Annotated in this window: 30 protein-coding genes; 6 read left to right on the forward strand and 24 right to left on the reverse strand. The window is 71.1% G+C overall.

Features of this window, described 5'->3' with window-relative positions:
• Window positions 1-99: 99 nt before the first annotated feature.
• The 15 genes from OCJ37_RS06380 to OCJ37_RS06450 form a co-directional block, all read right to left on the reverse strand.
• A complete protein-coding gene (locus OCJ37_RS06380; protein ID WP_263112837.1) occupies window positions 100-933 on the reverse strand; it encodes a carboxylesterase family protein in 834 nt (277 codons plus the stop codon).
• Window positions 934-1,231: 298 nt separating this feature from the next.
• Entirely contained in the window at window positions 1,232-2,590 is a 1,359-nt protein-coding gene (mgtE, locus tag OCJ37_RS06385) for a magnesium transporter (protein ID WP_263112838.1), read from the reverse strand.
• Between the two features lie 426 nt (window positions 2,591-3,016).
• A complete protein-coding gene (ptsP, locus tag OCJ37_RS06390) occupies window positions 3,017-4,723 on the reverse strand; it encodes a phosphoenolpyruvate--protein phosphotransferase (protein WP_263112839.1) in 1,707 nt (568 codons plus the stop codon).
• 55 nt (window positions 4,724-4,778) lie between these two features.
• Window positions 4,779-5,048 (reverse strand): HPr family phosphocarrier protein, encoded by a 270-nt coding sequence (locus tag OCJ37_RS06395; protein WP_009591660.1) that lies wholly within the window; start codon window positions 5,046-5,048, stop codon window positions 4,779-4,781.
• Complete coding sequence (locus OCJ37_RS06400; RefSeq protein ID WP_263112840.1) at window positions 5,041-5,433, reverse strand: PTS sugar transporter subunit IIA; 393 nt, start codon at window positions 5,431-5,433, stop codon at window positions 5,041-5,043. The genes OCJ37_RS06395 and OCJ37_RS06400 overlap by 8 nt, the downstream gene beginning before the upstream one ends.
• Window positions 5,434-5,563: 130 nt before the next feature.
• Window positions 5,564-6,442 (reverse strand): RNase adapter RapZ, encoded by an 879-nt coding sequence (gene rapZ / locus OCJ37_RS06405; RefSeq protein ID WP_263112841.1) that lies wholly within the window; start codon window positions 6,440-6,442, stop codon window positions 5,564-5,566.
• On the reverse strand, window positions 6,439-7,389 hold the full coding sequence (gene hprK, locus OCJ37_RS06410; protein ID WP_145703465.1) for an HPr(Ser) kinase/phosphatase: 951 nt from the start codon (window positions 7,387-7,389) through the stop codon (window positions 6,439-6,441). The genes rapZ and hprK overlap by 4 nt, the downstream gene beginning before the upstream one ends.
• Window positions 7,386-7,841, reverse strand: coding sequence for a PTS sugar transporter subunit IIA (locus OCJ37_RS06415; RefSeq protein ID WP_263112842.1), 456 nt, complete (start codon window positions 7,839-7,841; stop codon window positions 7,386-7,388). The genes hprK and OCJ37_RS06415 overlap by 4 nt, the downstream gene beginning before the upstream one ends.
• 22 nt (window positions 7,842-7,863) lie before the next feature.
• The gene (raiA, locus tag OCJ37_RS06420; protein ID WP_003478125.1) at window positions 7,864-8,181 is read right to left on the reverse strand and encodes a ribosome hibernation-promoting factor, HPF/YfiA family; all 318 of its coding nucleotides are present in this window, start codon (window positions 8,179-8,181) and stop codon (window positions 7,864-7,866) included.
• A gap of 55 nt (window positions 8,182-8,236) precedes the next feature.
• Window positions 8,237-9,685, reverse strand: coding sequence for an RNA polymerase factor sigma-54 (locus OCJ37_RS06425; protein WP_263112843.1), 1,449 nt, complete (start codon window positions 9,683-9,685; stop codon window positions 8,237-8,239).
• Window positions 9,686-9,728: 43 nt separating this feature from the next.
• Complete coding sequence (gene lptB, locus OCJ37_RS06430; protein ID WP_263112844.1) at window positions 9,729-10,448, reverse strand: LPS export ABC transporter ATP-binding protein; 720 nt, start codon at window positions 10,446-10,448, stop codon at window positions 9,729-9,731.
• On the reverse strand, window positions 10,448-11,050 hold the full coding sequence (gene lptA, locus OCJ37_RS06435) for a lipopolysaccharide transport periplasmic protein LptA (protein WP_263112845.1): 603 nt from the start codon (window positions 11,048-11,050) through the stop codon (window positions 10,448-10,450). The genes lptB and lptA overlap by 1 nt, the downstream gene beginning before the upstream one ends.
• Window positions 11,028-11,594, reverse strand: coding sequence for an LPS export ABC transporter periplasmic protein LptC (gene lptC, locus OCJ37_RS06440; RefSeq protein WP_263112846.1), 567 nt, complete (start codon window positions 11,592-11,594; stop codon window positions 11,028-11,030). Before lptC ends, lptA begins: the two co-directional genes overlap by 23 nt.
• Window positions 11,591-12,139 carry a KdsC family phosphatase gene (locus OCJ37_RS06445; protein WP_263112847.1) on the reverse strand — a complete coding sequence of 183 codons (549 nt, stop codon included), beginning with the start codon at window positions 12,137-12,139 and terminating at the stop codon, window positions 11,591-11,593. The genes lptC and OCJ37_RS06445 overlap by 4 nt, the downstream gene beginning before the upstream one ends.
• A 90-nt stretch (window positions 12,140-12,229) precedes the next feature.
• Window positions 12,230-13,231, reverse strand: coding sequence for a KpsF/GutQ family sugar-phosphate isomerase (locus OCJ37_RS06450; protein WP_263112848.1), 1,002 nt, complete (start codon window positions 13,229-13,231; stop codon window positions 12,230-12,232).
• Window positions 13,232-13,283: 52 nt separating this feature from the next.
• Between OCJ37_RS06450 and OCJ37_RS06455 the strand changes: the two genes are divergently transcribed.
• From OCJ37_RS06455 to OCJ37_RS06465, 3 genes are read left to right on the forward strand one after another with little or no spacing between them, the layout of a single operon-like run.
• Complete coding sequence (locus tag OCJ37_RS06455) at window positions 13,284-13,514, forward strand: BolA family protein (RefSeq protein WP_263112849.1); 231 nt, start codon at window positions 13,284-13,286, stop codon at window positions 13,512-13,514.
• Window positions 13,515-13,559: 45 nt separating this feature from the next.
• Entirely contained in the window at window positions 13,560-14,834 is a 1,275-nt protein-coding gene (gene murA / locus OCJ37_RS06460) for a UDP-N-acetylglucosamine 1-carboxyvinyltransferase (RefSeq protein ID WP_263112850.1), read from the forward strand.
• A complete protein-coding gene (locus OCJ37_RS06465) occupies window positions 14,831-15,166 on the forward strand; it encodes an EF-hand domain-containing protein (protein ID WP_263112851.1) in 336 nt (111 codons plus the stop codon). Before murA ends, OCJ37_RS06465 begins: the two co-directional genes overlap by 4 nt.
• A 200-nt stretch (window positions 15,167-15,366) precedes the next feature.
• Here the strand turns inward: OCJ37_RS06465 and OCJ37_RS06470 are convergent, their stop codons facing one another.
• The 6 genes from OCJ37_RS06470 to purM form a co-directional block, all read right to left on the reverse strand.
• Window positions 15,367-16,050, reverse strand: a complete 684-nt coding sequence (locus OCJ37_RS06470) for a DUF3108 domain-containing protein (protein ID WP_263112852.1) — start codon at window positions 16,048-16,050, stop codon at window positions 15,367-15,369.
• 2 nt (window positions 16,051-16,052) lie between these two features.
• The gene (locus tag OCJ37_RS06475) at window positions 16,053-16,880 is read right to left on the reverse strand and encodes a DUF3108 domain-containing protein (protein WP_263112853.1); all 828 of its coding nucleotides are present in this window, start codon (window positions 16,878-16,880) and stop codon (window positions 16,053-16,055) included.
• Window positions 16,881-16,945: 65 nt separating this feature from the next.
• A complete protein-coding gene (gene purN, locus OCJ37_RS06480; RefSeq protein ID WP_263112854.1) occupies window positions 16,946-17,599 on the reverse strand; it encodes a phosphoribosylglycinamide formyltransferase in 654 nt (217 codons plus the stop codon).
• 3 nt (window positions 17,600-17,602) lie between these two features.
• The gene (locus tag OCJ37_RS06485) at window positions 17,603-18,043 is read right to left on the reverse strand and encodes a hypothetical protein (protein ID WP_263112855.1); all 441 of its coding nucleotides are present in this window, start codon (window positions 18,041-18,043) and stop codon (window positions 17,603-17,605) included.
• Window positions 18,044-18,053: 10 nt separating this feature from the next.
• A complete protein-coding gene (locus tag OCJ37_RS06490) occupies window positions 18,054-18,680 on the reverse strand; it encodes a DUF2238 domain-containing protein (RefSeq protein ID WP_263112856.1) in 627 nt (208 codons plus the stop codon).
• Window positions 18,681-18,685: 5 nt separating this feature from the next.
• Window positions 18,686-19,711 (reverse strand): phosphoribosylformylglycinamidine cyclo-ligase, encoded by a 1,026-nt coding sequence (gene purM, locus OCJ37_RS06495; protein ID WP_263113606.1) that lies wholly within the window; start codon window positions 19,709-19,711, stop codon window positions 18,686-18,688.
• Window positions 19,712-19,839: 128 nt separating this feature from the next.
• Here purM and OCJ37_RS06500 point away from each other — a divergent pair, with 128 nt between their 5' ends.
• From OCJ37_RS06500 to hda, 3 genes are read left to right on the forward strand one after another with little or no spacing between them, the layout of a single operon-like run.
• Window positions 19,840-20,958 carry a DUF2066 domain-containing protein gene (locus OCJ37_RS06500; RefSeq protein ID WP_263112857.1) on the forward strand — a complete coding sequence of 373 codons (1,119 nt, stop codon included), beginning with the start codon at window positions 19,840-19,842 and terminating at the stop codon, window positions 20,956-20,958.
• The gene (locus OCJ37_RS06505; protein ID WP_263112858.1) at window positions 20,955-22,124 is read left to right on the forward strand and encodes an AI-2E family transporter; all 1,170 of its coding nucleotides are present in this window, start codon (window positions 20,955-20,957) and stop codon (window positions 22,122-22,124) included. Before OCJ37_RS06500 ends, OCJ37_RS06505 begins: the two co-directional genes overlap by 4 nt.
• Window positions 22,121-22,852 carry a DnaA regulatory inactivator Hda gene (gene hda / locus OCJ37_RS06510; RefSeq protein ID WP_263112859.1) on the forward strand — a complete coding sequence of 244 codons (732 nt, stop codon included), beginning with the start codon at window positions 22,121-22,123 and terminating at the stop codon, window positions 22,850-22,852. Before OCJ37_RS06505 ends, hda begins: the two co-directional genes overlap by 4 nt.
• Window positions 22,853-22,949: 97 nt before the next feature.
• Here hda and murU read toward each other — a convergent pair whose 3' ends face one another.
• The 3 genes from murU to OCJ37_RS06525 form a co-directional block, all read right to left on the reverse strand.
• A complete protein-coding gene (gene murU, locus OCJ37_RS06515; RefSeq protein ID WP_263112860.1) occupies window positions 22,950-23,681 on the reverse strand; it encodes an N-acetylmuramate alpha-1-phosphate uridylyltransferase MurU in 732 nt (243 codons plus the stop codon).
• On the reverse strand, window positions 23,678-24,706 hold the full coding sequence (locus OCJ37_RS06520; RefSeq protein WP_263112861.1) for an aminoglycoside phosphotransferase family protein: 1,029 nt from the start codon (window positions 24,704-24,706) through the stop codon (window positions 23,678-23,680). The genes murU and OCJ37_RS06520 overlap by 4 nt, the downstream gene beginning before the upstream one ends.
• A gap of 73 nt (window positions 24,707-24,779) precedes the next feature.
• Window positions 24,780-25,049, reverse strand: a complete 270-nt coding sequence (locus tag OCJ37_RS06525) for a GlsB/YeaQ/YmgE family stress response membrane protein (RefSeq protein WP_263112862.1) — start codon at window positions 25,047-25,049, stop codon at window positions 24,780-24,782.
• Window positions 25,050-25,193 lie beyond the last annotated feature (144 nt).

A 25,193-nucleotide genomic window follows, 5' to 3' on the forward strand; every position in this document is an offset into this window, starting at 1 on the left:
CGCATTCCGGTGCTGACGTTGTCGCGCGGGGGGACGGTTTCGGTCGCGGCTGAAGCCGCTCCTACAGGGAGTAAAGGACCGAAACCGCCGGTCCGCGGTTCAGCTGCCGCCGGTCGCGGTTTCCGGCGCCGCGTCGGCGGTGTCGCCGCCCCGCTTCTGCGCGAACAGCCACTGCCACATCTTCGGGTCGCGGTAGGTGGCGTCCCAGGCGTTGTGGTTGCCCTGCGGGTATTCGGTGTAGCGCACGTCGGCGTCCAGGTTCTTGAACGCGCGGTAGATCTTGCGGTCGTCGTGCGGCAGCACCACGTCGTCCTGCGCGCCGTGGAAGATCCACACCGGGATCCGCTGCAGGCGTTCGGCCAGCGCGGTGTAGGGGTCGGGCAGCTCCGCCACCGGGGTGACCACCAGGTATTCGCGGTCCTCGTGCGGGGACAGGATCGCGCCGCACACCGGCACCAACGCGGCGAAGCGCTGCGGCTGCTGCAGCGCGATCTCCCAGGTGCCGTAGCCGCCCATCGACATGCCGGTCAGGTAGGTGCGCTGCGGATCGGCGCCGAATTCGGCGCTGGCCGCGTCCAGCGCCTGCAGCGCCATCGTCGCGTTGATCCCGTTCCATTCCTGGTCTTCCGGCACCTGCGGCATCACCACCAGCGCCGGGAAGTCGGCCAGGTGGCGGCGCAGGTACGGGCCCACGCCGGCATCGGCCTGCTGCTTGCCGTCGCTGCCGCGCTCGCCGGAGCCGTGCAGGAACAGCACCACCGGCAGCGGCCCCTGGCGGTGCGGCGGCGCCGGCACGAACACCTGGTAGCGGTACAGGCGCCCGTCGACAGTCAGCTGGCGCGACACGAAATGGCCGCTGGCCGGGTCGCTGGGCAGGCTGCTGCAGCCGACCATCGACAGGCACAGCAGGAGCAGCAACGAACGCATGGACATGGGCGGCCCTCGGCGGTGGGAACCCTCAGTATCGGCGTCCCGGCGCTTGCGCGTAAGAGCGCGGCGCCGCCGCGGCCGGGGCCGGACATGCGCCAGTCAGGCGCAGGCCTGGCGATGTTCGGCCTGGCGTGCGGTGACAGGCGCAGGAACGGCTGGTGCACGTGGTCTTCGGCGATGCCGGTGTTGCGTGCGCCCGGCAAGCGCCGGCGGGCAGGCCAGCAAGGGGACGGGAATCCGCGCGCCGCTGAGGTCGCAGCGGCGACGCGGCAGCCGCGCCGAGCGAGCCCCGCGCGTGGACCTACAGCAGCACCAGCGTCGCCAGGCCGAGGAAGCTGAGGAAGCCCATCACGTCGGTCACGGTGGTCAGGATCACCCCGCCGGCCAGCGCCGGATCGAAGCCCAGGCGCTTGAGCGTCAGCGGCACCAGCACCCCGCCGAGCGCGGCGGTGAGCAGGTTGATGGTCAGCGCCGAGCCGATCACCAGCGACAGCAGCGGCTGGCCGAACCACGCCCACACGATCAGGCCCAGGCCGATGCCCAGCGCCAGGCCGTTGATCAGCGCCACCGCCAGTTCCTTGCGCAGCAGCACGGTGACGTTGGACGCACCGATCTGGCCCAGCGCCAGGCCGCGCACCATCAGCGCCAGCACCTGGGTGCCGGCGTTGCCGCCCATGCCGGCCACGATCGGCATCAGCGCGGCCAACGCCACCAGCTTGGCGATGGTGCCCTCGAACTGGCTGACCACGCTGGAGGCGATGAACGCGGTGCCCAGGTTGATGGTCAGCCACAGCAGGCGGCGCCGGAACGCGCGCCGCACCGGGCTGAACATGTCCTCGTCCTCGTCCAGGCCGGCGGCGCTGAACGCCTGGTGCTCGGCCTGCTCGCGGATGATGTCGACCACGTCGTCGATGGTGATGCGGCCGAGCAGGATGTTGTTGTCGTCCACCACTGGCGCGGAGATCCAGTCGTGGTCGGAGAACTGCCGCGCGACCTCCTCGGCGCCTTCGCCGACGTCGATGGCCGGCTGCTCGTCGTCGATCAGCCGGTTGATCGGGGTCGAATCCTCGTGCGTCACCAGCGCGGCCAGCGAGACCCGGCCCAGGTACTGGTGGCGGCGGCTGACCACGAACAGGTGGTCGGTGTGGTCGGGCAGTTCGCCGCGCAGGCGCAGGTAGCGCAGCACCACGTCGACGTTGACGTCGGCGCGCACGGTGACCACGTCCGGGTTCATCAGGCGCCCGGCGCTGTCCTCGGGATAGGACAGCACCTGTTCCAGGCGCTCGCGGTTCTCGCGGTCCATCGACTTGAGCACCTCGTCGATGACCGTGTCGGGCAGGTCCTCGACCAGGTTGGCCAGGTCGTCGATGTCCAGGTCTTCGACCGCGGCGACGATCTCGTCCGGGTCCATGTCCGCGAGCAGGCTCTCGCGCACTTCCTCGCCGACGTGCAGCAGCACCTCGCCGTCGTCTTCCGGGTCGACCAGGCCCCACACCACCACGCGCTTGCCCGGCGGCAGCGACTCGAGCAGGTTGCCGATCTCGGCCGGCGCCAGCGTATTGACCAGCCGCCGCACCGGGCCCAGGCGCCCGCTGTCCAGCGCATCGGACAGCAAACGCAGCTGCCGCGCGGTCTTGTCGTGGCGGACGGCATCGGCCATGCGCTGCTCCTGTGGGTAGAGGGCCGCGCTCCGAAGGACGCGGTCGGTCAGATGTTCATCGCAACATTATCGCCTGCATGTTGCGGGAAGCACAGCGGGCCGGGATTGGGGATTGGGGATTTGCAACGGCGTGGCGCGGCGGCGACACCGCGGCGGGCGCGTGGCGAAAAAAGCGCCAGGCCCGAAATCGGCGTCCGTTCCCTGCAGGAGGGGCACTCATCCCGCGCCATTGCCGCCAACGCGTCGGGGCTGAAGCCCCTCCACCTGGCGCGCAGCTGCGGACCCCGAATCCCGGCTTTCAACAGGAGCGATGGGACCAGGAAGCGCGGGAGTCAGGGCAGGGCGCCACACCGCGCGCAGGCGGCACCGGCGGCCGCGCACGCTCTTGTTCTTGCGAATCCCGAATCCCGAATCCCGAATCCCGGCTCACCCCAACCAGCGCTCGATGCCCTTGCGGTCGCGCGCCTGCAGCAGCTTGGCGCCGCGCAGGCGCAGCGCCTGCAGGTCGGTGTCGCGGATCACCCGGCGCACTTCCAGCATCGTCGCCGGGTGCAGGCTGAATTCGCGCAGGCCCAGCGCTAGCAGGATCGGGGTCAGCGCCGGGTCGCCGGCGATCTCGCCGCACACCGCCACCGGCTTGGCATGGGCCTGGCCGGTGGCGATCACCTGCGCGATCAGCCGCAGCACCGCCGGGTGCAGCGGCGAATACAGTTCGCCCAGCGCCTCGTTGTTGCGGTCGGCGGCGAGCAGGTACTGCACCAGGTCGTTGGTGCCGATGGACAGGAAGTCGATCGCGTCGATGAAGGTGTCCAGCGCGATCGCCGCGGCCGGCACCTCGATCATCGCGCCGACCTGCACCTGCTCGGCGATGGCGTGGCCTTCGCGGCGCAGCTGCGCGGCGATGCGCTTGAGATGCCGGCGCATCGCCATGATCTCCTCGCGCGCGCTGACCATCGGCAGCAGCACCCGCACCGGGCCGTAGCCGGAAGCGCGCAGGAGCGCGCGCAGCTGCGTGTCCGAGACCCTGGGCCGGGCCAGCGACAGGCGCACGCCACGCAGGCCCAGCGCCGGGTTCTGCTCGTTGCTCATGGTCAGGCCGGTGCGGTCGGCCTTGTCCGCGCCCAGGTCCAGGGTGCGGATCGTCACCGGCCGCCCGCTCATGCCCAGCACCGCGTCGCGATAGGTGCGGAACTGCTCTTCCTCGTCGGGCAACGCGTCGCGCTGCAGGAACAGGAATTCGGTGCGGTACAGGCCCAGGCCGTCGGCGCCCAGCGCATGCGCGCGGGCCACGTCCTCGCGCGACTCGGCGTTGGCCAGCAGCACGATGTCCTCGCCGTCGCGGGTGCGGCTGGGCTTGGAGCGCAGCTTGCCGAGCCCGCGCTGCAGCCGGGCCTGGTCGCGCACGCGGGTGCGGTAGTCGTGCAGGTCCTCGGGCGTGGGCTCGACGATCACCGCGCCCTGCACGCCGTCGACGATCAGCACGTCGCCGTCGTTGATCTTCTGCAGCGCGTCGGCGACGCCGACCACCAGCGGCAGGTGCAGGCTGCGCGCCAGGATCGCGCTGTGCGACAGCGCGCTGCCGGCGCTGGTGACGATGCCGACCACGCCCTGCGCCTGCAGCTGCGCCAGCTCCGACGGCGCCACGTTCTCGCACACCAGGATCTCGCCGGCCAGGCCGGCGCTGTCGGGCTGGCGCTTCTGCAGGAACGCGTGGATGCGCCCGATCACATGGTCCAGGTCGTCCATGCGGCTTTTCAGGTAGGCGTCTTCCATCGCGTCGAACACGGTCGCCAGGCGGTCGCGCTGCAGGCGCAGCGCGTAGTCGGCGCTGTAGCGGCCGGTGCGGATCAGTTCGTCCAGGCCGTGCAGCAGTTCCGGGTCGTCGAGCAGCAGCGCGTGCAGGTCGAGGAACTCGCCGACCTCCTTGGCCAGGGCGCCGTGCAGGCGCTGGCGCAGGCCGTGCATCTCCTCGCGCGCGGCGTTCACCGCCAGGTGCAGGCGTTCCAGTTCCTCGGGCACCTGCGCCGCGCCGATGCGCTGCTCGGCCACGTCCAGCGCATGCGGCAGGCGCACGCGCGCGCGGCCCAGCGCGTTGCCGCGCGAGGCGCCATGGCCGGCGATGCGCAGGCTCACCGCGCGCACCCGCGGCGGCGCGGCGTCGTGGCGCGCGGCGGCCGGCGCCGCATGCTCAGCTGTCCTCGTCGAAGCGCCGCTCGAACAGGCCGACCACGGCCTCCAGCGCGTCGGCTTCGTCGGCGCCGTCCACGCGCACGGTCACCGGCGTGCCCTGCGCGGCGGCCAGCAGCATCACGCCCATGATGCTCTTGGCGTTGACCTCGCGGCCCTTGGCCGCCAGCGTGGCGTTGCAACGGAACGAGGACAGCGTCTGCACCAGCTTGGCGGTCGCGCGCGCATGCAGGCCCAGGCGGTTGGATACGATGAGTTCGCGTTCAAGCATCGTCGATCACCACTCCGTTGCGCGAGCCAGCCGCCGCGGTCGCGGGCAACTGGTCCAGCCCCTGCTCGGGGTAGTTCATGATCCGCAGCAGCATCGGCAGGCTCAGCGCGGACACGCGCCGCACCGGGGTGCCCAGGCGCGCCAGCCTGGTCGCCAGGTTGCTCGGGCTGGCGCCGTACAGGTCGGTGACGACCAGCACGCCGTCGCCGTTATCGACCCGCCGCAACGCCGCCGACGCCTGCGGCAGCAGCGCGTCCAGGTCGGCATCGAGCGGCACTTCGAACGCTTCGGTCTTCAGCGGCAATTGCCGCAACAATCCGGTCGCCACGCTCAACAGCGACGCGCCGACACCGGGATGAGTAATCAGGAGAATGCCACAGGCCATGGACGAACGTTAACAGGTCGGGCAGGGCGCAGGGAATGGCTGGAAGGCCGGGATTGGGGATTCGCAAACGCCAGAGCAACGGCCGCAGCCGCTCCGCTTTTGCCAATCCCCAATCCCTAATCCCGGCCCCTCAGTCCTGCTCCCGGTGGAACGTCGCCACCTCCGGCCAGCCCTGCTCGCGCGCGTGGCGTGCCAGGCGTTCGGCCAGGTACACCGAGCGGTGCTTGCCGCCGGTGCAGCCGAAGGCGATGGTGACGTAGCTGCGGGTGTCGTTGCGCAGCCGCGGCAGCCAGGTGTCGAGGAAGCCGACGATCTGTGCGGTGTACTGCTGCACTTCCGGTTGCGCGTCCAGGTAGTCGCGCACGCCGCCGTCGCGGCCGGTCAGCGGGCGCAGTTCCGGGTCCCAGTGCGGGTTGGGCAATACCCGCGCGTCGAACACAAAGTCGGCTTCGGCCGGCACGCCGCGCCTGTAGGCGAAGGACTCGAACAGCAGCGACAGGCTGTTCTCGTGGGTCAGCGCGAACTCGGTGGTCACCCGCCGGCGCAGCTGGTGCACGTTGAGCGCGCTGGTGTCGATCACCGCGTCGGCCTCGCGGCGCAGCGGCTCGGTGAGCGCGCGCTCGCGTTCGATCGCCTCGGGCAGCGACAGGCCCAGGTGCGACAGCGGGTGGCGGCGGCGGGTGTCGGCGTAGCGCTTGATCAGCGCCTCGTCGGTGGCGTCGAAGAACAGCAGCCGCGCGTCCAGGCCGAACTGCGCCACCGCCTCGCGCCAGCGCGACAGCTGCGCCAGGTCGCTGTGGCGGTTGCGCACGTCGATGCCCACCGCCAGCTTGCTGGGGCCGACGTCGTCGCGCACCAGGCTCTTGACGAAGGCCGGCAGCAGTTCCACCGGCAGGTTGTCGACGCAGTAGTAGTCCAGGTCCTCGAAGGTCTTCAGCGCCACCGACTTGCCGGAGCCGGACAGGCCGCTGACGATCACCAGGGTGGAGGTGTTCGCCACCGCGTTCATGGGCTGCGCCGCTCGAGCAGGTTGCTGTGGCGGGCGATGAACATCGCCGCCGGGTCGATGCCCTTGGTGCGCAGGATGTGCAGGCGCGTGGCGGCCTCGGTCAGCACCGCCAGGTTGCGCCCGGGCATCACCGGCAGGGTGATCAGCGGCACGTCCAGGTCCAGCACGTGGCGGGTGCCGGAATCGCCGGTCAGGCGCTCGTAGCCATGCGGGGTCGGTTCGGTCATGGGCCGGGTCAGGTGCACGATCAGGCGAAGATACTTGTTCTTCTTTACAGCGGTGTCGCCGAACATGTCGCGCACGTTGAGCACGCCCAGGCCGCGCACTTCCAGCAGGTCCTGCAGCAGTTCCGGGCAGGTGCCGTCGAGCACGTCGGGGGCGATCTGGGTGAATTCGGGGGCGTCGTCGGCGACCAGGCGGTGGCCGCGGCTGAGCAGTTCCAGCGCCAGCTCGCTCTTGCCGGAGCCGGCCTCGCCGGTGATCAGCACGCCGATCGAATAGATCTCCATGAACACCCCGTGCAGGATCACCCGCGGCGCCAGCGTGCGCGCCAGGTGATAGGAGAGGTGGTTGAGCAGTTCGTGGCCGCGCTTGGGCGAGACCCACAGCGGCGTGTCGGATTCGTCGGCGGCCGCGCGCAGGTCTTCCGGGCACGACTGGTTCTTGGTGATCACCAGCGCCAGCGGCCGCACCTGCACGATCTTCTCGATGGTCTCCCAGCGCTGGCGCGAATCCAGCGAATCCAGCCAGGCCAGTTCCTCGGTGCCGAGGATCTGCACCTTGTTCGGGTAGATGGTGTTGAGATAGCCGGCCAGCGACGGGCGCCGCGACACCGCGTTGCCGGCCTCCAGTTCGCGGTGCTCGCCCTTCTGCCCGGCCAGCCAGCGCAGGCCGAGCCGGTCGCGCTGCTGGTCGAACAGTTCGCGCGCGGTGATGCTGGTGTTCATGCGGCGCTGGCCTGCGGCGCGCCGCCGAGCAGGTCGTGCAGCGCGGCGGCGTCGGGGGCGCGGCGCAGCGCGTCGCGGAAGCCCTCGTCGGAGAACTGTTCGGCCAGTTCCGACAGCAGCATCAGGTGCTGGTGGGTGTAGTGCGCCGGCACCGCCATCGCGAAGATCAGGTCCACCTGCGCGCCGTGGCCGTCGAAGTCGATCGGCTGGTCCAGCCGCAGCAGGGCGCCGCGCGGGGCGTCGAGGTGGGGAGCGCGGCCGTGCGGGATGGCGATGCCATGGCCGATGGCGGTGCTGCCGAGCTGCTCGCGCTCGCGCAGGCTGGCGAACAGTTCGTCGAAACCGGCCTGCGGACAGGCCAGCAGGCCGGCGGCGGTGCGCAGCAGGGTGTCGCGATCGGCGGCCGGCAGCACCTGGGTGCGGACGGCCGCCATCAGATCGGTCAAGGGCATGGCGGGACCAACGTGTGCAGGATCACACGATATTGTCGCGCACCTCGGCGGCGTGGTGGTCCTGTTTCTTTTCCTTGTGCTTGATGATCAGCCGGTCGAGCTTGTCGGCGAGCAGGTCGATCGCCGCGTACATGGTCTGCGCGCTGGCATCGGCGTGCAGGGTGCGGCCGGGAACGTTGACGGTGGCCTCGACGTGGTGGTCGGGCTTGCGCAGCGCCAACTGGGCGCGGACCTCGATGGTTTCCTCGTAATGCCGCTTCAGCCGCTGCAGCTTGGTCTCCACGTACTCGCGCAAGGCGGGGGTGACTTCGATCTGCTGGCCGTAGGTCTCGATACGCATCGGATACTCCTTGGTTCGGGATTCACCTATGAACCATTGCCGCTGCCGCCGACGCTCAACCGATGCGGACGCGTTCGTGGGAAGCGGAAATGTTCATGGCCTCACGATACTTCGCAACCGTGCGCCGCGCCACCGGCACGCCGGCGCTCTTCAGCAGGTCGGCCAGCTTGGCGTCAGAAAGCGGCTTGCGCGGGTTCTCCGCGTCGATCAGGCGCCGGATCATCGCCTGAATGGCGGTGCTGGAGGCCTCGCCGCCGCTGTCGGTGTCGATGCCGGAGGCGAAGAAGGCGCGCAGCGGGATGGTGCCGCGCGGGGTGCGCACGTATTTGCGGGCGATGGCGCGGGAGATGGTGCTCTCATGCAGGCCCAGTTCGCCGGCGATCTCGCGCAGGGTCAGCGGGCGCAGCGCCTGTTCGCCGAACTCCAGGAAGCCGGCCTGCTGGCGCAGCAGGCAGCGGGTCACCTTGAGCAGGGTCTCGCCGCGCGCCTCCAGGCTCTTCAGCAGCCAGCGCGCTTCCTGCAGCTGGCCGCGCAGGTAGCCGGCGTCGCTCTCGCCGCATTGGCGGATCAGCTGTTCGTAGCCGCGGTGGATGGTGACCCTGGGCCGCGCGTGGCCGGCCAGCGCCGCATGCCAGACGCCGCGCTGGCGCCAGATCACGCAGTCCGGCACCACGTAGGTGTCGGCGCCCAGTTCGCCGATCTGCTTGCCCGGGCGCGGGTCCAGCGAGCGCAGCAGGGCGACCGCGGTCTCCACCGCGGAGGCCGGACGCTTGAGTTCGTGGGCGATGCCGGCGATGCCGCTGCGCGGCAGCTTCTCCAGCGGGCCGTTGGCGATGATGCGCGCCAGTTCCAGCCCGGCGGTGTCCTCCGGCAGCACGTCCAGCTGCAGGTTCAGGCATTCGCCCAGCGTGCGCGCGGCGATGCCGACCGGGTCGAAGCGCTGGATCTGGTGCAGCACGGTGCCGATTTCCTCTTCGTCGGCGACGATGTCCGGCTGCAGCGTCTCGGCGATCGCGGCCAGCGGTTCGCGCAGGTAGCCATCGTCGTCGAGCGCGTCGATCAGCGCCGCGCCGATACTGCGGTCGCGCGGCGACAGGTGCGACAGGTGCAGCTGCCACAGCAGGTGGTCGATCAGCGTGTCCGGCTCGGCCACGCGCTCGGCGGCGCTGCCCATGTCGTCGTCGTCGTCGAAGGAGCCGCCGCTGCCGCTGCTCCAGGCCGGTTCGGCGTCGGACCAGTCGTCGCCGTCGTGCTGCGGCACGTTGTCCAGGGTGTCGCCGGCCGGCGGTGCGAGCTCGGCCTCGCCTTCGTCGCGGCCGGCGCCGGCCACGTCGAGCGTGGGCGCGGCGTCCTCGGCCCATTCCAGCAGCGGATTGCTCTCCACCGCCTCGGCGATCTCCACTTCCAGTTCGGCGCTGGACATCTGCAACAGCTTGATCGCCTGACGCAACTGCGGCGTCATGACCAGATGCTGTCCCAGCGATGTCTGCAGCCGTGCTTTCATGCCTGTACCGGACGGGAAAGGGCGTGGCGGGACGCCCGCGCGGTCACAGCCTGAAGGTTTCCCCGAGGTAGACGCGGCGCACGTCGCTGTTGGCCAGCAGCGCCTCCGGCGCCCCCTGCGCCAACACGCCGCCTTCGTTGAGGATATACGCCCGGTCGCAGATTCCCAAGGTTTCGCGCACGTTGTGGTCGGTGATCAGCACGCCGATGCCGCGTTGCTTGAGGTGGGTGACGATGCGCTGGATCTCGCCGACCGAGATCGGGTCCACGCCGGCGAACGGTTCGTCCAGCAGCATCAGCCGCGGCTTGGCCGCCAGCGCGCGGGCGATCTCGCAGCGGCGACGCTCGCCGCCGGACAGGCTGGCACCGAGCTGCTCGGCGACGTGGCCGATCTGCAGTTCGTCCAGCAGCGAGGCCAGTTCGCGTTCCTGGCCGGCCGCGTCCAGGTCCTCGCGCAGTTCCAGCACCAGGCGGATGTTGTCGGCCACGCTGAGCTTGCGGAATACCGACGGCTCCTGCGGCAGGTAGCCGACGCCGAGCTTGGCGCGCTTGTACATCGGCAGCGCGGTGATGTCGTTGCCGTCGAGCACGATGCGCCCGGCGTCGGCCTCGACCAGGCCGACGATCATGTAGAAGCAGGTGGTCTTGCCGGCGCCGTTGGGGCCGAGCAGGCCGACCACTTCGCCCGCCTCCAGGGTCAGGCCGAAGTCGCGCACGACCTCGCGCTGCTTGTAGCGCTTGCGCAGGCCCTCGGCGAGCAGCATCACTGGCCTCCTTGCTTGGCCGGGGTGGCGGGCTTGGCCGGCGTGGTCGCCGCCGGCTTGGCGGCGGGCTTGCTCGCCGGCTTGGCGCCAGCGGCCGGGGCGCCGGCCGGGGCCGGGTTCTTCGGCTGGATCACAGTGTGCACGCGGGTGCCGTCGCCGCCGCCCTGCATGTTGCCGGTCTTGGTGTTGTAGACCATGCGCTGCCCGGCGTTGGTGCCCTTGGGCGAGGTCATGCGGTAGTTGCCGGTGAGGATCACGGTATCGGTCGAGACGGTGTAGTCGATATTGTCGGCGACCCCGTCCATCGGCGAGCCGTCGTCCATCTCCTGCTTCAATGTCGCTTGCTTGCCGTTGAACACCACGCGATCGATCTCGCCGTTCTTGCGGAACAAGTCGGCAGTGTTGGCGTGGATCTCCAGCGTGCCCTGGATGATGACGACATTGCCGGTGAAGCGGCACTTGCCGTTGTCGTCGGTCAGATTGCAGTCCTGCGCATCGGACTTGATGTCCATCGGCTGGTTGCGGTCGGACGACTTGGCCATCGCCACGGCGGGTAGCAGCAGGGCGAGCAGCGCGAGCTTAGCGGGCAGCGTTGGGTTCATAGCGGGTCTTGACCTGGGAAAGGAGCTTGTACTGCCGGGACTTCAAGTCGACCTCGAAGCCCACGCCGGACTGCATCATACCGGGCCGGGTCATGGTGACCGTTTCGGCGGTGCGCGCGGTGCTGGTCTTCGGGAACACGTCCAGGCTCTGGGTGCGGAAGGTGGTGGGCGGGATGCTGGGGACCTTGGGGCTGTCGCCGGCGACGTCGCCGCGCAGACGCAGCTCCTCGCCGTTGGCGCTGACCCAGCCGGTCTTGCTGCGCATCTCCCAGTGCTGGCCGTTGGCGTCGGGCAGCAGGAACAGCGGGGTCTCGATCGCCATGGTCTGGTCGGCGCGGCTGCGCTCCATCTGCGGCGCGCGCAGGGTCATCGATTCCTTGCCCTGCTTGTCCAGGGTGACGATCTGGAAATCGTGCGCGATGTAGTCCGAACGGGCTTCCTCGTCCGCGGCCGGCGCCGGCTTGCCGCGCTGGTGCCAGGCCGTCCAGCCGCTGACCAGCGCCGCGACCAGCAGCAGGCCGCCGAGCCAGGTGCGCCAGTTCATGCGCCATGCTCCTGCAGCAGCGCGGCGACGTGGCCCTGCGCGGCCAGCAGCACGTCGCACAGCTCGCGCGCGGCGCCTTCGCCGCCGCGGGCGCGGGTCAGCCAGTGCACGTGCTCGGCGGTCCACGGGTGCGCGTTGGCCGGGGCCACCGCCAGGCCGACCACGCGCAGCGGCGCCAGGTCGGGCAGGTCGTCGCCCATGAAACACACCTGCTCCAGGCTCAGCCCGCGCTCGTCGCACAGCGCCTGCACCCCGGCGCGCTTGTCCTTGACTCCGATCTGCACCAGCAGGCCCAGTTCCTGGCCACGCTTCTCCGCGGCCAGGCTCGGCCGCGCGGTGATCAGCGCCACGTCGATGCCGTGCCGGCGCAACTGCACCAGGCCCTGGCCGTCGAGCACGTTGAACGCCTTGCTCTCGTTGCCGTCGCGGTCGTAGTACAGGCGGCCGTCGGTCAGCGTGCCGTCCACGTCGAAGCACGCCAGGCGGATCCGGGCGGCGCGGTCGATCAGGTCGGCAGGGAGGTCGGCCAGCGGGGAGTAGGGCATCGTTCTCGATATCGGGGCGGGGAGGCCGGCTTTCCAGCGGCCAGGGCCAGCGGCGCAGGGCGCCGGCGGGCGGTGAACAGGTTCAGACGGTTAAACCACTCTGGCGCGCAACAGGTCGTGAATGTTGAGCGCGCCGACCGCGCGGCCGTCGCCGTCGACCACGATCAGGCCGTTGATCTTGTGGGTTTCCATCAGCCGCGCGGCCTCGGCGGCGAGCTGGTCGGCGCCGATGGTGCGCGGCTGCCGGGTCATCACGTCGGCGATGCGGGTCTGGCGCACGTCCAGCGGGCTGTCCAGGGTGCGGCGCAGGTCGCCGTCGGTGAACAGGCCGAGCAGGCGGTCGTCGCGGTCGACGATCGCGGTCATGCCCAGGCGCTTGCGGCTCATCTCCACCAGCGCCTCGCTGAGGCTGGCGTCCTCGTGCACCTTCGGCAACTCCTCGCCGCCGTGCATCACGTCGGTGATGTGCAGCAGCAGGCGCCGGCCGAGGCTGCCGGCCGGGTGCGAGCGGGCGAAGTCGTCGGCGGTGAAGCCGCGCGCGTCCAGCAGCGCCACCGCCAGCGCGTCGCCCAGCGCCAGCGAGGCGGTGGTGCTGGAGGTCGGCGCCAGGTCCAGCGGGCAGGCCTCGGCCGGCACGCTGACGTCCAGGTGCAGGTCGGCCTCGCGCGCCAGGGTGGACTGGGCGCGGCCGGTCATCGCGATCACCGCGTTGCCCTGGCGCTTGAGCACCGGCAGCAGCATCAGGATCTCGTCCGATTCGCCGGAATAGGACAGCGCCAGGACCACGTCGGCGTCGGTGATCATGCCCAGGTCGCCGTGCCCGGCCTCGCCCGGGTGCACGTAGAACGCCGGGGTGCCGGTGGAGGCGAGGGTGGCGGCGATCTTGCGCGCCACGTGCCCGGACTTGCCCATGCCGGTGGCGACCACCCGCCCGCGCGAACCCAGGATCAGCCGGCAGGCGGCGGCGAACTCGGCGCCGATGCGCGCGCCGACCGCGCCCAGCGCGGCCTGCTCGATCGCGACCACGCGGCGGCCGCTGGCGACCAGGCTGGCGTCGTCGAGCGCGGCGGGGGACAGGGGCGATACAGCCATGCGGATGCCGGTCGGAGGGTAGAATGGCCGACCATTTTATTAGGAAAGCCCGTTGGACGCCGAAACCATCCGTAAACTGATCGAGGCCGGCCTGCCTGGCGCGCGCGTGCAGGTGCAGGGCGAGGACGGCGTGCACTTCGAGGCCACCGTGGTCAGCGAGGCCTTCGCCGGCAAGCTGCCGCTGGCCCGCCACCGCATGGTCTACGCGACGCTGGGCGAGCTGATGGGCGGGGCGATCCACGCGCTGGCGCTGACCACGCTGACCCCCGACCAGGCCGGCTGAGCCGCTGCGTTCCTCTTCTTTTCGACTCCCAATCCCCCGAGACCCATGGCCAAAATCGTAGTGACCGGCGGCAACGCGCTGCACGGTGAAGTGAACATTTCCGGCGCCAAGAACGCGGTGCTGCCGATCCTGTGCGCCACGCTGCTGGCCGACGCGCCGGTGGAGATCACCAACGTGCCGCAGCTGCACGACGTGATCACCACGGTGAAGCTGCTCGGCGAGCTGGGCGCGGAAGTCACCATCGACGAGGGCACCCTGGCGCGCGGCAGCGCGATCACCGTCGATCCGCGCAAGGTCGACCAGCACGTCGCCCCGTACGAGCTGGTGCGCACCATGCGCGCCTCGATCCTGGTGCTGGGCCCGCTGCTGGCCAAGTTCGGCGCGGCCGAAGTGTCGCTGCCCGGTGGCTGCGCGATCGGCTCGCGGCCGGTGGACCAGCACATCAAGGGCCTGCAGGCGCTGGGCGCGGAGATCAGCGTCGAGAACGGCTACATCAAGGCGACCAGCAACGGCCGGCTCAAGGGCGGCCGCTACGTGTTCGACATGGTCAGCGTCACCGGCACCGAGAACGTGCTGATGGCCGCGACCCTGGCCGACGGCACCACGGTGCTGGAGAACGCGGCGATGGAGCCGGAAGTCACCGACCTGGCCGACTGCCTGATCGCGCTCGGCGCGAGGATCGAAGGCGCCGGCACCTCGCGCATCGTGGTGCACGGCGTGGAGCGCCTGTCCGGCGGCCGCCACGCGGTGCTGCCGGACCGCATCGAGACCGGCACCTTCCTGGTCGCCGCGGCGATGACCGGCGGCAGCGTCACCGTGCGCCGCGCGCGCGCCGACACGCTCGACGCGGTGCTGGACAAGCTGGCCGAGGCCGGCGCCACGATCGAGACCGGCGCCGACTGGATCCGCCTGGACATGCATGGCAAGCGCCCGCGCGCGGTCAGCCTGACCACCGCGCCGTACCCGGCGTTCCCCACCGACATGCAGGCGCAGTTCATGGCGCTCAACTGCGTGGCCGACGGCGTGGGCGTGATCAACGAGACGATCTTCGAGAACCGCTTCATGCACGTCAACGAACTGCTGCGCCTGGGCGCGGACATCCAGGTCGAGGGCCACACCGCGATCGTGCGCGGCAGCGAGCGGCTCAGCGGCGCGCCGGTGATGGCCACCGACCTGCGCGCCTCGGCCTCGCTGATCCTGGCCGGGCTGGTCGCCGCCGGCGACACCACCATCGACCGCATCTACCACCTGGACCGGGGGTACGAGAACATCGAGGAGAAGCTGGGGGCGCTGGGCGCGTCGATCCGGCGCATCGCATGATCCTCAGCGGCCGCTTCAGCCGCCGGCGCAAAGTGCTGCTGGCGGTGGTGGTCCTGGTGCTGGCCTGGGTCGGCTACGCCTGGTACGCCGGCATCGCCATCACCCAGGGCATCGAACAGCGCGACATGGACTGGAACGGCGACGGCCAGGTCAGCCGCGCCGAGATCGCGCAGGCGTTCTACGCGGTCGGCGTGACCCGCACCCAGGACGGCCCGCGCCAGTGCAGCACCTTCTACTGGCGCAACAGCGGCGCGCAGATCCGGGTGGATTGCCGCACCACGTTCGCGCCGGCCGCCGAGGCCAAGAAACCGGCTGCCGACGCGAAGAAATAGCCTGGCGCGCTCGCTGCGGACTGCGCTGGCAGGGAGGTGGGCGCTCGCTGCGCGCGGGACGCCTGGCCCTGGCCACGCGCTGCCGGGAATGGCGGCAGCAACGCATGCCGCTGGCGAGCGGGCAGCAAAAAGGGCGGACCGGCCGGTCCGCCCTTTTTCGATGGCGCATCGCGCAGCGCGGCCGCTGCGCGATGCCGCGATCAGCGCAGCGACTTGATGGTCAGGTCCAGCGCGTCCTGGCCGTTCTCGCGCTGCAGGATGCGCACCGGCACCGGCATGTCCGGCACGATCCAGGCGATGATCTCCTTGGAGCCGTCGCTGCGGCTGACCTTGGTCGCCTGCTCGGTCTTGCCGTTGACGGTGATCGCTTCCTTGCCGGCCACCTTGTAGGACATCGGCTTGGCGCGGCCCTCGTCGACCATGCGGTAGCTGGGGGTCTTGCCGGCGTTGACGTCGCGCGCGATCGCCAGGTTGATCAGCAGCGCGTCCATGTCGCCGGGCTGCAGCTTGATCGGGCCGCGGCGGTCGGCCTTGACGTCGCCGGACCAGGTCGCCTGCGCCTTGCTCCAATCGTAGTTGGCGGTCACCGCCTTCTTCTTGATCAGGAACAGCGAGCGGTCGTCGCTGCTGAGCGGGCGCAACTGGCCGCCCTTTTCCTCGAACACCGTGCTCTGGCTCAGGTCGGCGACCTGGTTCTTGATCGACAGGCTGTAGCGCCAGCGGTTGCTGCCTTCGCTGGCCAGGGTCATCAGGCCGTTGGCCTGCATGCCCATGTAGCTGGCCTGGTAGTCCGCCTTGAACGGCTCCAGCGCCAGCGCCGGCAGGCTGGCCATGACCAGCAGGGCGGCGGCGAGGGCGGACAGGGGGCGGGCGATGCGTGTCATGGTCAGACTCCTTGGTATTCGGTCAGGCGCAGGTCGATGCGGTCTTCGCCGTCTTCGCGCTGCAGGATGCGCACCGGCGTCGGCACACCGTTGGCGATCCACAGGATGGTCTCATTCTTGCCGCCGTTGGTGCGCGAGACGCGCAGCGCGTCGTAGCTGATATCGCCGACCTGCACCGTCTCGGTCTGCTCGGCGGCGTGGTAGACGTGCTCGCGGACCCGGCCGACGTCGACGAAGCGGTAGCTCATGGTCTTGCCCGGCTGCGCGTCGCGCATGATCGACAGGTTGATCAGCAGCGCGCTCTGGTCGCCGGGCTGCAGCGGAATCGGCTGCTGGCGGTCCTTCTTCAGGTCGCCGTCCCAGCGCGCCACGCCCTGCGCCCAGTCGTAGACGCCGGTGACCTTCTTGCCGAAGAACACGGCCTTCTTCACCGTGCTCTGGCTCTGCGGCACGTAGCGCCCGTCCTGGGTGCGGAACACCGTGCTCTGCTCGATGTTCAGGCCGAGGATGCTGGCGAAGCCGCTGCGGCCCTGCACGCCCAGGTCCACGCGCCATTCGTCGCCGCCGCTGTGGCTGACCTGCATGCGTGCATCGCCCGCTTCCTTGCCCTTGTACAGGGCCTGGTAGGTGGCCACGAACGGCTGCAGCGGCGGCGGCGTCCAGGCTTCGGCCTGCAGGGCCGGTGCGGCCGGGGCGGGCGCGGGCGCCGCAGCCGTCGTCGGAGGGGCGGGCGCCGGCGCGGGCGCCTGCGCCAGCACGCCGACGGTCGGCGCCAGCAGGCCGAGGCTGGCCACGGCGAGAACAGCGAACTGACGCGAAAGGGGCTTCATGGGATCGGCTGCGAGGAAGGGGATGGGGCGCGAAGGCGCCGCAGCGGGAAGGGGACGCGGCGCATTCAGGGAATCAGCATGCCTTGGCAATCTAGGCGCAGCGGACTAAACCGGCACTGACCGTCCAGCCAGACCCTGTCGTCCCGTTCAGCCAGACGCCCGGCCGCGGCCAGCTGCAGCACCGCGCACAGCAACTGGTGCTCGCGCGGCAGCAGGCGCAGCGCCAGGTCCTGCGGGCAGTCGCCGGCCTGCACCGGCACCCGCACCTGCGCGATCACCGCGCCGGCGTCCAGCGCCGGCACCACGAAATGCACGCTGGCGCCGTGTTCGGCGTCGCCGGCCGCGATCGCCTGCGCATGCGTGTGCAGGCCGCGGTACTTGGGCAGCAGCGAGGGGTGGATATTGAGCAGGCGGCCGGCGAAGCGCTGCACGAAGCCGTCGCCGAGGATGCGCATGTAGCCGGCGCAGACGATCCAGTCCGGCTGCACCGCGGCCACCGCGTCGCCCAGCGCCCGGTCGAACGCGGCGCGGTCGGGAAATCCGCCCGGCGCGGCCGACCAGCGCTGCGCCGGCGCCACCTTGGCCAGCGCCGGCGCCTGCGCGCGGTCGCTGAACACGCCGACCACCTGCGCGTCCAGCGTACCGGCGGCGATCGCGTCGAGCAGCGCCTGCAGGTTGGAGCCGCGGCCGGAGACCAGCACCGCAAGACGGATCGTCATCGGCTACGCCTTCCGGAACAGGGCGATGGCGGCCGGGCGCTGCAGCACCAGCAGGGTCCAGACGCCCAGTGCCGTGCCCAGCGGGAAACCCAGGCAGGTCACCATGGCGGTGGCGTTGCACAGCAGCAGCCGGCGGCGCTGGCGCAGCGCACGCGCGGTCAGCACCTTCAGGATCAGCGAGACCAGCCCGAACGCCAGCAGCATCGACAGCAGCACGATCGCGAACACGCCGCCCTGGGCCTGGTCGGGGCTCTGGCCGAGCGCGTTGAGCTCGGCCTCGCGATGCACGCCGAAGGCCAGGAAGCCGCCGACCAGGAGCAGCATCAGGCACTGCAGCCCGGCCATCACGGCGTACAGCGTCGCCAGGGTGCTCAGCTCGGACTCGGCACGCAGGGTGTCGGCGTGGGCGATGTCCGCAACGGGAAGGGGTGGGGGCAGTGCCATCGTCGGTCTTCTAGTGCGGGGAAGGGGGCAGGCGCCCGGCGCGCCGCCACGGCCACGCGCTGGCGCAGCCCAGGGTGGCCAGCAGCATGTCCATGTGCGCATCCCACGGGTCGCCCTGCTGGCCGTTGTAGGACTCGGCCTGCTCGGGCGACAGCAGCAACGCGATCAGCCACTCCAGCCATTCGTAGAGCAGGCTGGCGCACATGATCGCCATCGTCGCCAGCACGAACGCCTGCCGCGCCGACAGCGCAGGCCAGCGCTGCCGGGCGTAGTCGCGCAGCGCCGGCGCGAAGCACAGCCCGAACAGCAGGTGGATCAGGCGGTCGGTGTGGTTGCGCTGCCAGCCGAACGCGGCGTTCGGCGACCAGCCGCCGGTCAGCGCGCGCAGCCACTGGTCGTAGGGCACGTTGGAATACAGCCAGTGCGCGGCGACGTTGTGCACGTTGATGAACGCGCAGATCGCGGCGAAGTGCGCGTTGCGCAGCGGCCAGCGGCGGTCGTGCCAGACCAGCCAGGCGAGGCCCAGCACCGCCAGCGAGCTGTGCATGGCCTGTTCGGCCGGCCACAGCGGGTGCACCCAGCTGGCGGCGAACACCGCCAGGGTCAGCGCCAGCCAGGCGCGCTTGGCCGCCGCCATGCGGCTCAGCCGATGTGCACGCGTTCGCCGGCGCCGGCCGCCACCACCGCGCCGATCTGCCAATGCGCCAGGCCCAGCGTGTCCAGGCTGCGCTCCAGCGCGGCGACCTGGTCGGGCGCGGCCACCAGCACGAAGCCGATGCCGCAGTTGAAGGTGCGCCACATCTCGCTGTCGGCGACCGCGCCTTCGCGCTGCAGCCACTCGAACACCGGCGGCAGGGTCCAGGCGCTGGCGCGGATGTCCAGGCCCAGGCCGTCGGGGATCACGCGGATGATGTTCTCGGTCAGGCCGCCGCCGGTGATGTGCGCCATCGCGTGGATGCCGTCGGCATGTGCGCCGCGCAGCAGCGACAGGATCGGCTTGACGTACAGCGCGGTCGGCGCCATCAGCGCGTCGGCCAGGCTGCCGCCGCCGACCTGCAGGTCGGCCGGGCGCCCGGCGCGGTCGTAGATGCGGCGGATCAGCGAGTAGCCGTTGGAGTGCGGGCCGGAGGAGGCGATGCCGATCAGCACGTCGCCCTGGCGCACCTTGGCGCCGTCCAGCAGCTGCGACTTCTCCACCGCGCCGACGGTGAAGCCGGCCAGGTCGTACTCGCCCGGCGGGTACATGTCGGGCATTTCCGCGGTCTCGCCGCCGATCAGCGCGCAGCCGGCCAGTTCGCAGCCGCGGGCGATGCCGCCGACCACCGCCACCGTGGTCTCCACGTCGAGCTTGCCGGTGGCGAAATAGTCCAGGAAGAACAGCGGTTCGGCGCCCTGCACCAGCACGTCGTTGACGCACATGCCGACCAGGTCGATGCCGATGCTGTCGTGCCGGCCCAGCTGTTGCGCCAGCTTCAGCTTGGTGCCGACGCCGTCGGTGCCGGACACCAGCACCGGTTCGCGGTACTTGCCGGACAGGTCGAACAGCGCGCCGAACCCGCCCAGCCCGCCCATCACCTCGGGGCGGAAACTGCGCTTGACCAGGGGTTTGATGCGTTCGACCACGGCATTGCCGGCATCGATGTCGACGCCGGCGTCGCGGTAGGTCAACGGGGCGGCGGCGGGGGGCTGGGAAGTGGTCACGGGCGGCGGCGTCGGCGGAAAGACGGCGATTTTAACAGGCCACGTTGGCGCTACGGCCGCATTCGGGCAACAATTCGCCTCGGATACGCCGAGCAATGGAACCTTCGATGCGCCGCAGCCTTGCCTTACTCCTGTCTTTCGCGTTGTGCCTCCCCGCTGCGGCCGCCCTGGCCCAGGCCGGATTGCGCACCGAAGGCGACGTTGCCGGTGCGCAAGGTCCCTACGACGCCGAGGTGCCGGTCAACAGCCAGGGCGAGGGCGACCGCAACGGCGCCCTGGCGCGCGCGCTGGCCGCGGTGCTGGGCAAGATCTCCGGCGACCGCGCGGTGATGGCGCGCCCGGGGGTGCCGCAGGCGCTGCGCAACGCCAAGAACTTCGTCGACAGCTACGACTACCGCCAGGACCAGGGCACCTCGCCGAGCGGCGCGCCGACCTTCCGCACCGTCCTGGTCGCGCGCTTCCGGCAGAGCGACGTCGACGGCCTGGCCGCGGCGCTGGGCCTGCCGCTGTGGCCGCAGCCGCGGCCCAAGCCGGTGCTGTGGCTGGCGATCGACGACGGCAGCGGCCCGCGCCTGGTCGGCGTGCAGCAGTCCAATGCCGCGCGCAGCCTGCTGGACCGCGCGATCGAGCGCGGCTACCGGCTCGGCCTGCCCACCGGCAGCGCTGCCGAGCAGGCCCTGGTCGGCGCGATCTGGCGCCAGGACACCGCCGCGGTGGCCAACGCCTCGTCCCGCTACAGCCCGCCGATGCAGCTGATCGGCAAGCTGTACCGTGGCAAGTCCGGCGGCTGGACCGCCGACTGGGTGTTCGTCGACGGCGGCAAGACCCTGTCCAGCTGGTCGGTCAGCGACGCCGACGCGCGCCGGGCCATGGCCGCCGGCGCCGACGGCGCCGCCGATGCACTGGTCAAGCGCTACGCCAAGGCGGCCAGCGCCGGCCCGGCCGGCGTCTACCGGGTGCTGATCACCGGCATCCGCAGCGCCGACGACTACCTGCGCGTATCGGCGGTGCTGCAGAACACCTCGGTGGTGCGGCGCATCGTGCCGGTCCAGGCCAGCGGCGACCGCCTGGAGCTGGACCTGGACCTGCTCAGCGGCGTGTCCGGGCTCAACCGCATGCTCGGCGCCGACAGCCCGCTGCAGCCGGTGACCGCGCCGACCGAGGGCGGCCCGATCATCCTCAACACCGAGCGCACGGAGTACCGGCTCAAATGACGCTGTCCCCGGAAGCGGAAATCGCGCTGTTCCTGCGCCGCCTGAAATGGACCGCGGTGATCCTGGGCGCGCTGTGGGTGGTGGCGCTGCTGGCGCCGATCCTGACCCCGTTCGTGCTGGCGCTGCTGCTGGGCTGGCTCGGCGACCCGCTGGTCGACCGCCTGGAGCGCGCCGGCCGTTCGCGCAACATGGCGGTGACGCTGGTGTTCGTGCTGATGCTGCTGTTGTTGGTGCTGGCGCTGCTGATCCTGGTGCCGATGCTGGAACGGCAGATCGTCACCTTCATCGAGGTGCTGCCGCAGGCGCGCGACTGGTTCACCGGCACCGCGATCCCGTGGGCCGAGCAGAAGACCGGGCTGCAGCTGATGGCCTGGCTGGACCCGGAGCGGCTGATCGAATGGATCCGCGGCCACTGGCAGCAGGCCGGCGGCGTCGCCGCGACCTTCTTCGGCTACCTGTCGCGCTCGGGCTTCGCGATGGTGACCTGGGTGGTGAACCTGGTGCTGCTGCCGATCCTGACCTTCTACTTCCTGCGCGATTGGGACATCCTGGTCGAGCGCGTGGCCGCGACCATCCCGCGCAACCACGTGGCCACCGTCGGCCGCCTGGCGCGGCAGTCCAACGACGTGCTGGGCGCGTTCATCCGCGGCCAGTTCCTGGTGATGCTGGCGCTGGGCGTGATCTACGCCGGCGGGCTGAGCCTGATCGGGCTCAACCTGGGCCTGCTGATCGGCATCATCGCCGGCCTGATCAGCTTCATCCCGTACCTGGGCGCGACCACCGGCATCCTGCTGGCGATCCTGGCGGCGCTGGTGCAGGCCAAGGGCTTCGACCTGCAGCTGCTGATCCTGGTCGGCGTGGTGTTCACCGTCGGCCAGCTGCTGGAGAGCTACGTGCTGACCCCGCGCATCGTCGGCGACAAGATCGGCCTGCACCCGGTGGCGGTGATCTTCGCGGTGATGGCCGGCGGCCAGCTGTTCGGCTTCCTCGGCATGCTGCTGGCGCTGCCGGTGGCGGCGGTGGCCAACGTGCTGCTGCACTACCTGCACGAGCAGTACCGGCAGAGCGAACTGTATGCCGGGGACAAGCCGACGATCCTGCTGGAGAGCGGCGCCGAACGGCCGTCGGTGATCGAACTGCCGCCGCGAGGCCCCGAGCAGCCGTGAGCGTGCCGCAGCTGCCGCTGGCGTTGCGCTCTCCGCCGGAGCAGCGCCTGGACCGCTATGTCGGCGCGCCGGCGGGCTTGCTGGCGCAGCTGCAGGCCGTCGCCGACGGCCGCGACGTCGACTGGATCTACCTGTCCGGCCCGGCCGGCACCGGCAAGACCCACCTGGCGCTGGCGCTGTGCGCGGCGGCCGAGCAGGCCGGGCGCAGCGCCGCCTACCTGCCGCTGCAGGCCGCCGCCGGACGCCTGCGCGATGCGCTGGAAGCGCTGGAAGGGCGCGACTTGGTCGCGCTGGACGGGCTGGAGGCGATCGCCGGGCAGCGCGAGGACGAAGTGGCGCTGTTCGATTTCCACAACCGCGCGCGCAGCGCCGGGGTGACCCTGCTGTACACCGCGCAGGCGATGCCCGACGGCCTGGCGCTGAGCCTGCCCGACCTGCGCTCGCGGCTGGCGCAGTGCACGCGCATCGCCCTGTCGCCGCTGGACGACACCGGCCGCGCCGCGGTGTTGCGCGAGCGCGCGCAACGCCGCGGCCTGGTGCTGGAGGATGCGGCGATCGACTGGCTGCTGACCCACGCCGGCCGCGACCTGGCCGGCCTGGTCGCGCTGCTGGAGCGGCTGGACCGAGAATCGCTGGCGGCGCAGCGGCGGGTGACGGTGCCGTTCTTGCGGCGGGTGTTGGGAGAGCCGGGATTGGGGAATCGGGATTCGGGATTCGGCAAAGGCTGAGCGCGCCGGGGAACGCCTGCTGTGGCTTGCGCCAGGTTTTCCCAAGCCGAATTCGATCGTCCGCCTCGCGCATCGAGCGCAAACGGGCCACTGCAACTCAGCTGTTGCCGAATCCCGAATCCCGAATCCCGAATCTCAGCTCCGCATCCAACTCCGCCAGCCGCTGCGGCGTCCCCACGTCGGTCCAGCGCCCGCGATGGTGCAGGCCGTGGATGCGGCCGGCGGCCATGTGCGCGCGCAGGATCGGCGCCAGCGCGAAGCGCGGCGGCGCGGCGTGGGGCGCGATCGGCGGGTCGAACGCCGCCTGCCAGCCGTCCAGCAGTTCCGGGCGATAGACGCCCACGCCGGCGTAGGTCAGCAGCGCGGCGCCGTCGCTGCGCAGCGTGGCGTCGGCGTGCAGCGCGAAATCGCCGTGCGCGGCGTAGGCCGGCGGATCGACCATCACCAGTTGCGCCAGCCCGGCCGGGTCCGGCGCCAGCCGCGCGAAATCGAAATCGGTCCAGATGTCGCCGTTGACCAGCAGGAACGGCGCCGGCCCGAGCAGCGGCAAGGCGTGCAGCATGCCGCCGCCGGTCTCCAGCGGCGTGGCGCCCTCGTAGGAATAGGCGATGCGCAGGCCGAACGCGCTGCCGTCGCCGAGCGCCTGCGGGAACTGCTCGGCCAGCCACGAGGTATTGACCACCACCTCGCGCACGCCCAGCGCGGCGAGCTTGCGTAGGTGCCAGACGATCAGCGGCGTGCCGCCCACCGCCAGCAGTGGCTTGGGCGTGCGTTCGGTCAGCGGCCGCATGCGCTCGCCGAAGCCGGCGGCGAAGATCAGCGCCTTCATGCGGCCGCGGCCGCGCGTTGCGCCAGCGCCGGCTTGATCCGCGTGTGCAGCAACTGCGCCAGCGGCTGCAGCGCCGGATGCCGCGGCAGCACCTCGTCGAGGTAATCGATGAAGCGCGGCACGTTGTCCAGGTACCAGGCCTTGCCGTCGCGGTAGTTCAGCCGCGCGAAGATGCCCAGGTTCTTCAGGTGGCGCTGCACGCCCATCCAGTCGGCGTCGCGCAGGAACTGCGCCAGCGGCGGTACCGCGATCCCGGCCTGCAGCGCGCGCGCGTGGTAGCGCGCCAGCCACGCGTCGACCCGCGCCAGCGGCCAGCTCACCGTGGTGTCCTTGAACAGGCTGACCGGATCGTAGGCGACCGGGCCGAGCACGCAGTCCTGGAAGTCCAGCACCGCCGGGCCGTCGGCCACCGGCATCAGGTTGCGCGGCATGAAGTCGCGGTGCACCAGCACCCGCGGCTGCGCCAGCGCGTTGTCCATCAGCCGGCGTTGCACCAGTTCCAGCGCCTCCAGGTCGGCGCAGTCCAGTTCCAGGCCCAGGTGCCGGCGCAGGAACCACTCTTCGAACAAACCGGCATCGCGCTGCAGCAGCGCCTCGCCGAACACACCCAGCTCCGGCGGCGGCGCGATCGCCTGCAGCCGCAGCAGTTGCCCGAGCGCGGCGTCGAAATGCGCATCGGCCGAGGTGGCGTCCAGGCTCTGCGCCAGGGTCGGCCCGCCCAGGTCCTCCAGCAGCAGGAAGCCGGCCTCCACGTCCTGCGCCAGGATCGCCGGCACGCGCACGCCGCCGTGCTGCAGCAGCGCGTGCATGCGCAGCCATGGCCGCACGTCCTCCAGGCCCGGCGGCGAATCCATCAGCACGCGGCTGCGGCCGGTGCCGTGGCTGCGCCAGTAGCTGCGCCAGCCGGCGTCGACGGATGCGCGCTGCAGCGTCGCCTGCGCGTCGTCCAGCGCGGCGCGCGCCCACGCCAGGCGCTGCGCCGCGCGCGGCTCGGGGGCATCGGGAAGGTCGGAACTGGAACTCATCGGCGCGCCGTGGCGGACAGTGGCCGCACAGCGTAAACGCGCGGCGCCGGCGTGGCGAGCCGCGCGCCGGACCTCAGCGCTTGCCGAGGAACAGCCGCAGCAGCGCGAGCAGGGCGATGGCGCCGAGCAGCGCACCGAGGAAGCCGGCCGGTTCGCCGCGGCTGTACCAGCCCATGTAGTGGCCGAACCAGCCGGCCACCAGCGCGCCGGCGATGCCGAGCAGGACGGTGAACAGGCAGCCGGAGCGGCCGCCGCTCGGACCCAGCAGGCGCGCCAGCAGGCCGACCACGAAGCCGACCAAGATGACGTACAGCCAGCTGTCGCTGCCGAACAGGTTGTGCATGGAGGCGTCCCGGAGCGTGGAAGTGAAGCCGATCGTGCCAGATTCGGCCGCGGCGCGGCGTCCACGCCGCGGCGGCCGGCGGCGGCCTTAAGCGGCCGTGCAGGCGCGGCACTCGTCTCCCGCTACAAGGCACCTGGCGCGGAT

It is taken from the genome of Xanthomonas sp. AM6, assembly GCF_025665335.1.
Taxonomy (GTDB): Bacteria; Pseudomonadota; Gammaproteobacteria; order Xanthomonadales; family Xanthomonadaceae; genus Xanthomonas_A.